The 12416-nt window shown below is 61.7% G+C and carries 12 protein-coding genes; 3 read left to right on the top strand and 9 right to left on the bottom strand.

Features of this window, described 5'->3' with window-relative positions:
* Positions 1 to 128 precede the first annotated feature (128 nt).
* The 4 genes from ACWNZ1_RS00110 to ACWNZ1_RS00095 all read right to left on the bottom strand — a co-directional run bounded on the left by ACWNZ1_RS00110 (position 129) and on the right by ACWNZ1_RS00095 (position 3603).
* Complete coding sequence (locus ACWNZ1_RS00110; protein WP_265072788.1) at positions 129 to 1343, bottom strand: class I SAM-dependent methyltransferase; 1215 nt, start codon at positions 1341 to 1343, stop codon at positions 129 to 131.
* A 218-nt stretch (positions 1344 to 1561) separates the two neighbouring features.
* Positions 1562 to 2179 carry a TPM domain-containing protein gene (locus ACWNZ1_RS00105; RefSeq protein WP_256452315.1) on the bottom strand — a complete coding sequence of 206 codons (618 nt, stop codon included), beginning with the start codon at positions 2177 to 2179 and terminating at the stop codon, positions 1562 to 1564.
* A gap of 28 nt (positions 2180 to 2207) precedes the next feature.
* Positions 2208 to 2951: a TPM domain-containing protein gene (locus tag ACWNZ1_RS00100; protein WP_256452314.1), complete on the bottom strand. Its 744-nt coding sequence runs from the start codon at positions 2949 to 2951 to the stop codon at positions 2208 to 2210.
* 43 nt (positions 2952 to 2994) lie between these two features.
* Positions 2995 to 3603, bottom strand: coding sequence for a LemA family protein (locus ACWNZ1_RS00095; protein ID WP_256452313.1), 609 nt, complete (start codon positions 3601 to 3603; stop codon positions 2995 to 2997).
* A gap of 251 nt (positions 3604 to 3854) precedes the next feature.
* Here ACWNZ1_RS00095 and bglX point away from each other — a divergent pair, with 251 nt between their 5' ends.
* Positions 3855 to 6146, top strand: a complete 2292-nt coding sequence (gene bglX / locus ACWNZ1_RS00090) for a beta-glucosidase BglX (RefSeq protein ID WP_135844130.1) — start codon at positions 3855 to 3857, stop codon at positions 6144 to 6146.
* A gap of 129 nt (positions 6147 to 6275) precedes the next feature.
* Here the strand turns inward: bglX and ACWNZ1_RS00085 are convergent, their stop codons facing one another.
* The 5 genes from ACWNZ1_RS00085 to ACWNZ1_RS00065 form a co-directional block, all read right to left on the bottom strand.
* A complete protein-coding gene (locus tag ACWNZ1_RS00085; RefSeq protein WP_280944753.1) occupies positions 6276 to 7433 on the bottom strand; it encodes a phospholipase D-like domain-containing protein in 1158 nt (385 codons plus the stop codon).
* A gap of 1 nt (position 7434) precedes the next feature.
* Complete coding sequence (locus ACWNZ1_RS00080) at positions 7435 to 8025, bottom strand: YceI family protein (RefSeq protein ID WP_135844128.1); 591 nt, start codon at positions 8023 to 8025, stop codon at positions 7435 to 7437.
* A gap of 205 nt (positions 8026 to 8230) precedes the next feature.
* Positions 8231 to 8539, bottom strand: coding sequence for an amidase (locus ACWNZ1_RS00075; protein WP_135844127.1), 309 nt, complete (start codon positions 8537 to 8539; stop codon positions 8231 to 8233).
* Positions 8536 to 9630 carry a serine hydrolase domain-containing protein gene (locus ACWNZ1_RS00070; protein WP_135844126.1) on the bottom strand — a complete coding sequence of 365 codons (1095 nt, stop codon included), beginning with the start codon at positions 9628 to 9630 and terminating at the stop codon, positions 8536 to 8538. Before ACWNZ1_RS00070 ends, ACWNZ1_RS00075 begins: the two co-directional genes overlap by 4 nt.
* A gap of 174 nt (positions 9631 to 9804) precedes the next feature.
* Entirely contained in the window at positions 9805 to 10689 is an 885-nt protein-coding gene (locus ACWNZ1_RS00065; RefSeq protein WP_135844125.1) for an acyl-CoA dehydrogenase middle domain-containing protein, read from the bottom strand.
* 153 nt (positions 10690 to 10842) lie between these two features.
* Here ACWNZ1_RS00065 and olsB point away from each other — a divergent pair, with 153 nt between their 5' ends.
* Positions 10843 to 11598 carry an L-ornithine N(alpha)-acyltransferase gene (olsB, locus tag ACWNZ1_RS00060; RefSeq protein WP_135844124.1) on the top strand — a complete coding sequence of 252 codons (756 nt, stop codon included), beginning with the start codon at positions 10843 to 10845 and terminating at the stop codon, positions 11596 to 11598.
* Positions 11598 to 12389 (top strand): lysophospholipid acyltransferase family protein, encoded by a 792-nt coding sequence (locus ACWNZ1_RS00055; RefSeq protein WP_280944752.1) that lies wholly within the window; start codon positions 11598 to 11600, stop codon positions 12387 to 12389. The genes olsB and ACWNZ1_RS00055 overlap by 1 nt, the downstream gene beginning before the upstream one ends.
* Positions 12390 to 12416: the final 27 nt, after the last annotated feature.

Raw genomic sequence — 12416 nt, 5'->3', positions numbered from 1 at the left:
CTCCTTTGGGGATGCGTTAGGGGTGAACGCATTAAAGGTAGCCCGGTACGTCGATCGCAGAGCGATAACCCGTCATTACCGGACGGGCTGCACATTGATGAAGTGCGGGACAGGGTCCTGTGGGAGCGCTAGAGATAACCATCGCTGCGCAGCAAGGTTTCCAGGCAGTGTTCGGTGACGTGGTAGAACGCCTTGAGCTCCTGGATTTTCGCCAGCAGCTCGGTCGGATCCATCGGTTCGGCGCGTTTGACGGCCAGGATCATCTTGTTCTTGTTGGTGTGGTCCAGGGAGATGAACTCGAACACCTTGGTTTCGTAGCCACAGGCTTCCAGAAACAACGCCCGCAAGCTGTCGGTGACCATTTCCGCCTGCTGGCCCAGGTGCAGGCCGTATTGCAGCATCGGCTTGAGCAACGCCGGGCTCTGGATTTGCAGACGGATCTGCTTGTGGCAGCACGGCGAGCACATGATGATCGAAGCGCCGGAGCGAATACCCATGTGAATCGCGTAGTCGGTGGCGATGTCACAGGCGTGCAAGGCGATCATCACATCCACCGCGCTCGGCGCCACGCTGCGCACGTCACCGTGCTGGAAGCTCAGGCCCGGATGCTCCAGGCGCGCGGCGGCTTCGTTGCACAGCTTGACCATGTCTTCGCGCAGTTCAACACCGGTCACCACGCCTTCGGCCTGCAAGGTATTGCGCAGGTAATCGTGAATAGCGAAAGTCAGGTAACCCTTGCCCGAGCCGAAATCCGAAACCCGTACCGGTTTGTCCAGCGCCAGCGGCGAGGAGGTCAGCGCATGGCTGAAAACTTCGATGAATTTGTTGATTTGCTTCCACTTGCGCGACATCGCCGGAATCAGCTCGTGCTTGTGGTTAGTCACGCCCAAATCAGCCAGGAACGGCCGACTCAGGTCGAGGAAGCGATTTTTCTCGCGGTTGTGCTCGGCCGATGGCACTTCCCGCAGTTGCTGGGGTTTGCTCTTGAACAGCGAGCTCTTGCCCTTTTTGCTGTATTCCAACTGCGCCTCGTCGGTGACCGCCAGCAAATGCGCGTTCTTGAACGACGCTGGCACCAGCGCGGCGATGGTCGCCACGCCTTCGGTCAGCGGGAAGTTTTTGGTGATGTCGCGGGTCTTGTAGCGGTAGACGAAGGACAGGCACGGCTGATCCTTGACCGTCAGTTGCTTGATGATCAGCCGTTGCAGGTCCGCTTCATCCCCCACGTACTTGGCCAGCACCAGTTTGATGAACGCGCTCTGCTCAAGGCTGGTTTGCAGCAGCTCGACGAACTGGGCGTGGTGATCCGGCGCGGGACGGGCGGGGGTTGCGGTGACAGACATGAAAAAGCGGCCTCGGGGCGGGGCGAATCGGGAATGGCGGGTATTTTAGGGGGGATGGGGAGTGAGGGCACGGGGAATTTCCCGAATGGTTCGAAATCCGGGCGGTACCCTCTTGATGATGCTCAATCTTTCATGGCCGACCAGGCTTGTGTGGCGAGGGAGCTTGCTCCCTCGCCACACAAGCACGCTTGGCATAACAATGAGCTGGCAGATGCTTCCTAGCCCAGAACCACCAACCGATTGGGCAGTTCATTGCGCTCGTGGGTCACCGGCACATGCACCTTGAGCAATTCGCCACAGGCTTCGATGCAAGTCACGAAGCCCTCCAGTGTCCGTCCCTGGCGAACCTGCTGGGTGAATGCCGCGACGATGGCATCCCAACTCTTGTTGGCGAGGCGCTTGGAAATGCCTTCATCCACCAGAATTTCCACATACCGCTCGGCTTCGCAAACAAAAATCAGCATTCCTGTGCTGCCCACCGTGTGGTGCAGGTTCTGTTCGAGAAACTGTCGGCGCGCCAGGTTGGAGGCCCGCCAATGGCGCACCGAACGAGGGACCAAATGGGTGGTGACTTTTGGAATGCGAAACAGCAGGCACAGCACGATGAAACTGATCCACTGCACCATCAACAGACTGTGCATGGCCAACCAGCCCGTGAGGTAATGCAGCACGCCGGGCACCACCAGGGCCAACAGGCTGGCCCACAACAGCGGAATATAGGCGTAGTCGTCAGCACGGGCGGCGAGCACGGTGACCAGTTCGGCGTCGGTTTCGCGCTCGACCCGGGCGATGGCCTCGGCGACCTTGCGTTGTTCGTGTTCAGTCAGTAACGCCATGGTTAAAAGTACCTGCTCATTATTATTGTCACCAGCCGCCCGACGAACCGCCGCCCCCGAAACTGCCCCCGCCACCGCTGAAACCACCGCCACCACCACCGCCGCCAAAGCCTCCCCCACCGGAGCCGCCGGAGCCACCTCGGCCCGCTGGCAGGATACCCAGCATCTGGCAAATGAATATGGTCACGATAAACAGCAACGCCAGGAAGATGAACAACCCGGGATGACGCTCGACAAAATCACCCTGTTCCCGCCCGTCCGCACTGTATACCGGAGCCGGTTCATCCAACGGGCTGCCGCCCAACACCAGCAGCATCGCCGCCACGCCGTCGCTGACACCTTTGTTGAAGTTGCCGCTCTTGAAGGCCGGGGTGATCACCTGGTTGATGATCACCGAACTCTGGGCATCAGTCAGGCGATCTTCCAGACCGTAGCCCACTTCGATCCGCAGTTTACGGTCGTCCCGGGCCACGATCAGCAACGCGCCGTTGTTTTTATCCTTCTGCCCGATGCCCCAATGACGCCCCAGTTGATAACCGAAATCTTCGATGCTGGTGCCTTGCAGGTCCGCCAGTGTGACGACCACCACTTGCTCGCCGGTGGCCTGCTCATGGGCCTTGAGCTGCCCGTCCAGTTGCCCGCGCACCGAAGGATCGAGCATCTGGGCGGTGTCCACCACCCGCCCGGTCAGCGCCGGAAACTTCAATTCGGCCTGGGCCGTGACTGCAAACACCCAGAGCAGCAGCACCAGGCCAATTTTCAACACGCGCATTGGAACCTCATCCGTGGTAACGCCATAGCCTGTGGAGCATTGATCAGAACTTCACTTCAGGCGCTTTCTCGGCGTTGGGGCTGGTGGCCTCGAAGGTTTCGCGGATCGGCAGGTCGCTGTACATCACGCTGTGCCACAGGCGACCGGGGAAGGTGCGGATTTCGGTGTTGTACTTCTGCACAGCCAGGATGAAATCACGGCGGGCCACGGCGATGCGGTTCTCGGTGCCTTCGAGCTGCGATTGCAAGGCCAGGAAATTCTGATTGGCCTTGAGGTCAGGGTAACGCTCGACCACCACCATCAGCCGGCTCAAGGCGCCGCTCAACTGGTCCTGGGCCTGCTGGAACTGCTTGAGTTTTTCCGGGTTGTCCAAGGTGCCGGCATCGACCTGGATCGACGTGGCCTTGGCCCGCGCTTCAATCACGGCGGTCAGGGTTTCCTGCTCATGTTGGGCATAACCCTTGACGGTTTCCACCAGGTTGGGAATCAGGTCGGCGCGGCGCTGGTACTGGTTCTGTACCTGGCCCCAGGCAGCCTTGGCCTGTTCATCCAGGGTCGGAATGTTATTGATGCCGCAACCGGCCAGCAGCGAAGTGAACAGCATCAGGGCCAGGATTTGCAGGCCAGTGCGGTGGTTCAGTCGTAGATTCATCGGATGAAGCTCTCCATTGCATGACATTGGAAAAAACACTGCCACCTATCTCACCGGCGTCTGGGGCATAATCTGCGCCGCACTGGATTGAATCAGGTCGATGGGCTAAAAGATGCGCAGTGCGAAACTAAGTTCAGCCCAATGGGTTCGAAAGTGTGCTGCATTTAACTGAACAACAATAGCCGCTCCTCACATTTTGGCTGACCGGCGTGTCCTGATCACCGCCCTTTAGGCTTGCGAGAAAACTATTCATGAAGAAGCTGTGTTTGCTGGGCCTGTTTGTCAGTCTGGCCAGTCAATCCGTATTAGCCGACAACCTGCCAGCCCCCATAGAGAACAAGGACGCGTTCATCAGTAACCTGATGAAGCAAATGACCCTCGAAGAGAAGATCGGCCAATTGCGCCTGATCAGCATCGGCCCGGAAATGCCTCGGGAGATGATCCGCAAGGAAATCGCCGCCGGCAACATCGGTGGCACGTTCAACTCCATCACTCGCGATGAAAACCGTCCGATGCAGGACGCGGCCATGCGCAGCCGGTTGAAGATCCCGATGTTCTTCGCCTATGACGTGATCCACGGCCACCGCACGATTTTCCCGATCCCCCTGGCCTTGGCCTCGAGCTGGGATATGGACGCTATCTACCGCTCCGGGCGAGTTGCAGCCCAGGAAGCCGCGGCCGACAGCCTGGACATTACCTTCGCGCCGATGGTCGACATTTCCCGCGACCCACGCTGGGGCCGGACCTCCGAAGGCTTTGGCGAGGACACCTACCTGGTGTCGCGCATCGCCGGCGTAATGGTCAAGGCGTTCCAGGGCACCGGCGCCAACGCAGCCGACAGCATCATGGCCAGCGTCAAGCACTTCGCCCTGTACGGTGCGGTAGAAGGTGGTCGGGACTACAACACCGTGGACATGAGCCCGGTGAAAATGTACCAGGACTACCTGCCGCCCTATCGCGCCGCCATCGACGCCGGAGCCGGCGGGGTGATGGTCGCGCTGAACTCGATCAACGGCGTGCCCGCCACCGCCAACACCTGGCTGATGCACGACCTGCTGCGCAAGGAATGGGGCTTCAAGGGGCTGGCGGTCAGTGACCATGGCGCCATCTTCGAGCTGATCAAGCACGGCGTCGCCAAGGACGGTCGCGAAGCGGCGAAGCTGGCGATCAAGGCCGGCATCGACATGAGCATGAACGACTCGCTCTATGGCAAAGAACTACCAGGGCTGCTCAAGGCCGGTGAGATCGAGCAGAGCGACATCGATAACGCGGTACGGGAAGTGCTCGCGGCCAAATACGATATGGGCCTGTTCAAGGATCCGTACCTGCGCATTGGCAAAGCCGAGGACGACCCGGTCGACACCTACGCCGAAAGCCGTATGCACCGCGCCGATGCCCGTGACGTGGCGCGCCGCAGCCTGGTTCTGCTGGAAAACCGCAACCAGACCCTGCCCCTGAAGAAGACGGCGAAGATCGCCCTGGTCGGCCCGCTGGCCAAGGCACCGATCGACATGATGGGCAGTTGGGCCGCCGCCGGGCGTCCTGCGCAATCGGTCACCCTGTTCGACGGCATGACCCGCGCCCTGGGCGCTGAGTCGAAGCTGATCTACGCCCGTGGCGCCAACATCACCAGCGACAAGAAGGTGCTCGACTACCTGAACTTCCTCAACTTCGATGCTCCGGAAGTGGTGGACGACCCGCGTCCGGCCCAGGTGCTGATCGACGAAGCCGTCAAAGCCGCCAAGGAAGCCGATGTAGTGGTGGCCGCCGTGGGTGAGTCCCGGGGCATGTCCCACGAATCGTCGAGCCGCACCGAACTGGATATTCCCGCCAGCCAGCGCGAACTGATCAAGGCCCTGAAGGCTACCGGCAAGCCGCTGGTGCTGGTGTTGATGAATGGCCGCCCACTGTCGCTGCTGCAAGAGCAGCAACAGGCTGACGCGATCCTGGAAACCTGGTTCAGCGGCACCGAAGGCGGCAACGCCATCGCTGACGTGCTGTTCGGCGACTACAACCCGTCGGGCAAACTGCCGATTTCCTTCCCACGCTCGGTCGGGCAGATTCCTACCTACTACAACCACCTGAGCATCGGCCGGCCATTCACGCCGGGCAAGCCGGGCAACTACACCTCGCAATATTTCGACGACACCACTGGCCCGCTCTACCCGTTCGGCTACGGCCTGAGCTACACCCAGTTCAGCCTCTCGGACATGGCCCTGTCATCGACCACGCTGAACAAGACCGGCAAACTCGACGCCAGCGTAACGGTGGAAAACACCGGCAAGCGTGACGGCGAAACCGTGGTGCAGTTGTACATCCAGGACGTGACCGGCTCGATCATCCGCCCGGTGAAGGAACTGAAAAACTTCCGCAAGGTGATGCTCAAGGCCGGTGAGAAAAAAGTCGTCCACTTCACCATCACCGAAGATGACCTGAAGTTCTTCAACGCCCAGCTCAAATACGCGGCTGAGCCAGGTAAGTTCAACGTGCAGATCGGCCTGGATTCCCAGGAGGTGAAGCAGCAGAGTTTTGAGTTGCTCTGATCCTCAGGCAACACAAACTCCCTGTGGGAGCGGGCTTGCTCGCGAACGCGGTGTATCAGTCAGCAATTGAGTCGGCTGACACACCGCGTTCGCGAGCAAGCCCGCTCCCACATCGGTTTTCGGTGAACCCTAACCCCGTCGCCCCAGCAAATTCACCACCAACCGATCCACCCACCCCCACAATCGCTGCTTGACCCGCTTCCACAGCGGCCGACGTTGCCAGGCGTCGAGGCTGACTTGCAGGCTCTGGGCAAAGTCACGTTCGAAACTCGCTGCCACGGCACTGCTGAGCCCGGGGTCGAGGGCTTCGAGGTTGGCTTCCAGATTGAAGCGCAGGTTCCAGTGATCGAAATTGCACGAGCCGATGCTGACCCAATCGTCCACCAGCACCATTTTCAGGTGCAGGAAACACGGCTGGTATTCGAATATTTGCACCCCGGCCTTGAGCAATCGCGGGTAGTAACGATGCCCGGCGTAGCGCACGGACGGATGATCGGTGCGCGGGCCAGTGAGCAGCAGGCGCACGTCGATGCCCCGTGCGGCGGCTTTGCGCAAGGAGCGACGCACGTTCCAGGTCGGCAGGAAATACGGTGTCGCCATCCAGATCCGTTTCTGACCGCTGTTAAGCGCCCGGGACAACGATTGCAGAATGTCGCGATGCTGACGGGCGTCGGCATACGCCACCCGGCCCATGCCCTCACCTACCAGTGGAACGCGGGGCAAGCGTGGCAAACCAAAGTTGGAGGCGGGTTTCCAGGCACGGCGATGGCGGTTGGCGAGCCATTGGCGGTCAAACAGCAACTGCCAGTCGAGCACCAGCGGGCCGACGATTTCCACCATCACTTCGTGCCAATCACAGTGGTCATCGAGGGGGTTCCAGAATTCATCGGTCACACCGGTGCCGCCGACCACCGCCAGACGCTGATCCACCAATAACAGCTTGCGGTGATCACGGTAGAGATTGCGCACCCAACGGCGCCAGCTCAGGCGATTGTAGAAGCGCAGCTCTACGCCGGCCTCGGTCAGGCGGTTGCGCAGGGCAAGGGTAAACGCCAGGCTGCCGTAGTCATCGAACAGGCAGCGCACCCGCACACCGCGCTCGGCGGCCTGGACCAGGGCCTGGACCATCGCCTCGGCGCAAGCCCCCGCCTCCACCAGGTACAGTTCCAGTTCGACCTGTTCCTGGGCCCGGGCGATTTCCACCAGCATGCGCGGGAAAAACTGCGGGCCGTCAATCAACAGCTCGAAGCGATTGCCTTCACGCCAGGGAAATACTGGGCCGCTCATGTCAGCGCGCCGTAAAAATCAGCACCGCATTCACCGGCACCGACAGGCTGATGGCCGATAGCCCGGCCAGGTTTCGCAGTTTTTCCAGGCCCGGCGCCAAGTCGAAATCCGCCGCGTTGAGCACCACCGGCTCCAGGGTCACCACTTGGAAACGTCGTTCATCCAAGCGTGTCGCCAACAGTTCGGCCTGGTACTCATGCTGCTTGCCGTGCAGGTTCACCGTCAGTGGCAGGCGCAGTTCCAACTGCGCGCCGTTGGCCAGGTCCTGGATCGGCGCCAAGTCGATCTGCCCGGTGATGCTGGCTTCGGCAAATTGCTTGATCTCGAACAACTCGGCCCGCATGCGCTCGTCCCGCAGGGGAATGCCGCTGTTGATGGAGTCCAGCTCCACCTCCAGGCGGGCCAATCCGTTAGGCTGGACTTGACCATGAAGCACCAGGAACCGCTGGACCTCGGAGACATTGCCGTTTTTGCTGCTGATGAACGACAGCCGCGACGATTCGCCGTCCAGGTACCAATTGGCCTGGGCCGGCAGCGCGGCGCAGGCCAGCAGCAAGGTCGCGACAGCGTGAGAAAAAGACCGCTTGAACATACACACTCGGGGGGCAGATAAACCTGTGGCGAACCTTAACCGGGCCGAGGGCGCTTGCAAACTGTCTGTTGCAACAACTGCCCAGGAATACAGGGAACCTGTGGTGAAGGCGTTCATCTGTGGGAGCAAGGCTTGCCCGCGATGACGTTTTTGAAATCGCCATCGCGGGCAAGCCTTGCTCCCACAGTAGAACCGGTGTCAGGCCTTACTCCAACCGACACCCCTGCCGCGCCCCCATCCACCGCGCGCTGCTGCTACGCCCCAACCCGCTGACGGTGACGCGCTTCGCTTCGGGGGTATCGAGAAAGTCGCTGATGGGCACCGACTGCTTCACATAGCCACGGCAATAATCAGCCGGTTGCTCCATCACGTAGCGACACGAACAATATTCCTTGGCGGTGTAAGCGCTGATGATGTCGGGAAAGGACCGCAGCGCCACGCGTTCAAGCCAGATCCAGCCCAGTAGAGCGATGAGAAGCGCCAACGCCAGAGTGAGCAACAGTTTGCGTCTCATGGCTGTACCGCCCCGGCGAACGCCGCCATGGCTCGCTTGAGCAGCTCGTTGTGGCGATAACGGCCATCGCGGTCATCGCCGTAGCGCACGATCACCAGGTTGGCGCTGGGGATGATGTACAACACCTGGCCCCAATGGCCCAACGCGGCGAAGGTATCCGATGGCGCATCGGGCCACGGACGGATCGTCGGGTCGGCGGCGCGGTTGAGCCACCAATGTCCGCCAGGGACGGCTTCGTCCTGGCCGGCCTGGAAGCGGGCGAAGGGCTCGCGATTGAACGCGATCCAATCCTTGGGGATCAACTGCCGTTCGCCCCAGCGACCGTCCCGTTGCATCAACAACCCGACACGCGCCAGGTCCCGCGCCGTGAGGTAGGCATAGGACGAGCCGACGAACGTGCCGCTGGCATCGGTTTCCCAGACAGCGTGGCGAATGCCCAAGGGTTCGAACAGGGCCGTCCAGGGGTAATCGGGGTAGCGCGCCGGGCCGACGATGTTTTTCAGCGCGGCCGCCAACAGGTTGCTGTCGCCGCTGGAATAACGGAACGCCTGCCCCGGCGGGCTGAAACTTTCGTGCTGCGCGGTGAAGGCCGCCATGTCGCGGCGTCCCCGGGTGTACAGCATCGCCACCACCGAGGAGTTGAGCGGCGCGTATTCGTAGTCCTCCTGCCAATCCAGGCCCGAGGCCCAGTGAAAAAGATCGGCGAGGGTCATGTCCGGGTGCTTGCTCAGCGCCGGGTAATATTTGGCCGCCGGCTCCTGCAGGCCAAACAGCTTTTCCCCGTAGGCCACGCCAAACACCGTCGCCATCAGGCTTTTGCTGATGGACCAGGTCAGGTGCGAGGTGTCGGCGGTGGTCGGTCCGGCATAGCGTTCATAGACCAGCCGACCGTTCTGGATCACCAGCAGCGCATCGGTGCGGATGCCTTCGCGGCTGACCTCGTCCCGAGGCGGGAAGGCGTATTGTTCCAGGGCTTCGATGGCCGGCCCGGAGGGACGCGGGCCGGTTGGCCACTGCTCGCCGGGCCAGTCTTCAGCGTGGACGCCCAGGGTGAGCAGCAGGAACGGGATCAGGAACCAGCCTTTGGACATGCTTGGGGCTCGGAGGGTTGAACCTGCTGAGTTTAAGCAGGCTTGATGACAGTTTGGATGTTTGTGTCGACAGTACCAACGCCATCGCGGGCAAGCCTTGCTCCCACAGGTCTACGACAGACTGTCATTTAACCCTGAACCTGTGGGAGCAAGGCTTGCCCGCGATGAGGCCCGTCAAGCCAATGAAGATTCCAACGCCTTGGCCAACCGCTTGGCCCGCGCCCCCGCCGCCATCTCCATCACCGCTTTATCCCGCGCCCACATCTCGCGCCACGCGTCAGGCCCGGCGGCCAGTGCCTCATTCAGCTCGCCAGCGAGCCCTTCAAACTGGGCGAACACCCCAGCCAGCAGCACATGCCCGACAGCACTGGACGGGTTGTGACGGCTCACCTCCGCGCAACCTGCCAGCAACGCCAGCAGGCGCAACTGCAAAGGCTGCGGCCAGTCGCACTCCTGTCCCACGCCATACAACCAGGCGGTCATGGCACTGAGCACATAAAGGTCTTCCAAGGTGCGGAACGGTTTGACGTAGGCATCCCAACCGTCGCCGGCCAACAACTCGCACAGCGCCCCGTCAAGCCGTACGCGGCCATGGCTGATGTCCGGCATCAAGGCGATGGCCGGGAGTTTTTCCAGGGTGACGCCAGGCTCGCCGGGATAGACCACCGCCAGGTTCAGGCGCGGCGCTTCACCGGGTGCTTCGCTGCGGGCGGCGACCAGCAACCATTCGGCGGCATCACCCGCGGTGACAAAATCCTTGCGCCCGCTCAGGCGCAAATCACTGAGGCGGGTCTGCAGGTCCGCCGGGCGCAGGCTGCGCTGTTCGGTGGCACACAAGGCACCGAGGCTCTGGGGTGCGCTCGGCCACAGCACCCGCAGCGCCGCCTGATACCCCACCAGGAAAGCCAGCCCCGGCGTCGCCATCAACCGCGCCCCGGCCACCGCCAGTTCGAACGGCGTGACCGGCCCCAGGCGTTGCAGCAAGGTCGCATAACCCTCGGCCAGGTCCGGATGGGCGGGCAGGCGTTCGCCGCGTTCGATCAGGGTTTGCCAGGGCATGGGGCGCTCCTTGAGGACTGTCATATAAGCATCACCAAAGCTTCATGGCGATGACACCGGGGCTACATAGCCTGACTTTGCACAACATGACTGCATAAAGAAAGTCGATTGGCTCACCCCAAGACGGGTGCACAGCCCGCACGGAGATTCGCTATGACTCAGATCGCCCGCATCAGCGACACCGGCAATGAACGCCGCCTGCAAGCCGAACGCCTGATTGGCGCCAAAGCTCTGCAAGAAGCCCAGGCCCTGCGCTTCAACGTCTTCAGCGGCGAATTCAACGCCAAGCTCAAAGGCGCGGAAGTGGGTCTGGACATGGATGACTATGATGTTCACTGCGCCCACATCGGCGTACGCGACCTGAATACCGGCCGTCTCGTGGCGACCACTCGCCTGCTCGACCACCAGGCCGCCAGCAGCCTGGGCCGCTTCTACAGCGAAGAAGAATTCAGCCTTCATGGCCTGGTCCATCTCAAGGGCCCGATCCTGGAAATCGGTCGCACCTGCGTCGACCCGGCCTACCGCAACGGCGGCACCATCGCGGTGCTCTGGGGTGAACTGGCTGAAGTCCTGAACGAAGGCGGCTACAGCTACCTGATGGGCTGCGCGAGCATTCCGATGCAGGACGGCGGTATCCAGGCCCAGGCGATCATGCAGCGCCTGCGCGAACGCTACCTGTGCACCGAACACCTGCAAGCCGTACCGAAAAAACCGCTGCCGACCCTGGACGTGCCGTCCAACGTCATCGCCGAAATGCCTCCGCTGCTCAAGGCCTACATGCGCCTGGGCGCGAAGATTTGCGGCGAGCCATGCTGGGACGAGGATTTCCAGGTGGCCGACGTGTTCATCCTGCTCAAGCGCGACGAACTCTGCCCACGCTATGCCCGTCACTTCAAGGCAGCGGTCTGATGAGCCGGTTGCGGGTGTACGCGCGTATCGCGCGAGTGCTGCTGGTGGTGGCGTTGGGCCTGAGCATGGCTTGCCTGTTCGGGTTGTTCGAACGCCTGGGGATTGCCAACTCCATGGTGCGTCGACAGCGTTGGTCGCGGTTCTTCATGGCGCGGTTGAGCCATGCCCTGCCCTTTTGCGTGACGGTCCACGGCCAGTTGCCGCAACGGCCGATGCTGTGGGTCAGCAACCATGTGTCCTGGACCGACATCCCGCTGCTGGGCATGCTCACGCCGCTGTCGTTCCTGTCCAAGGCCGAAGTGCGTACCTGGCCGGTGGCCGGATGGCTGGCCGCCAAGGCCGGCAGCCTGTTTATCCGTCGCGGCTCGGGTGACAGCCAGTTGATTCGCAAACAGATGAGCCGCCACCTGGAACAGGCTCATCCGCTGTTGATGTTCCCTGAGGGGACCACCACCGATGGCCGTTCCTTGCGTACTTTCCATGGTCGCTTGTTATCCGCGGCCATCGATGCCGACGTAGCGTTGCAACCGGTGGCGATCCGTTACCTGCGCAATGGCGAACCTGACGCGCTGGCACCGTTCATTGGCGATGACGACTTGCTGTCGCACCTGATGCGCTTGTTCGCCAATGATCGGGGCGACGTGCACATTCACCTGCTGCAACCGATCGCCTGCCACGGCCAGGAACGCGCGGCCCTGGCCTTCCAGGCGCAGCAGGCGGTGCACAAGGCGTTGTTCGGCGAGATCCCGGAGAAACAGCAAGCGCCGATGCGGCCTGCGATCGCAGCCTGAACCGAGAACCTGTGGAAATCCCTTGTG

The organism is Pseudomonas sp. CFBP 5748 (assembly GCF_053850495.1).
Note: the sequence above shows the minus strand (reverse complement) of the source record. Positions and strands in the feature narration are given on the sequence as shown.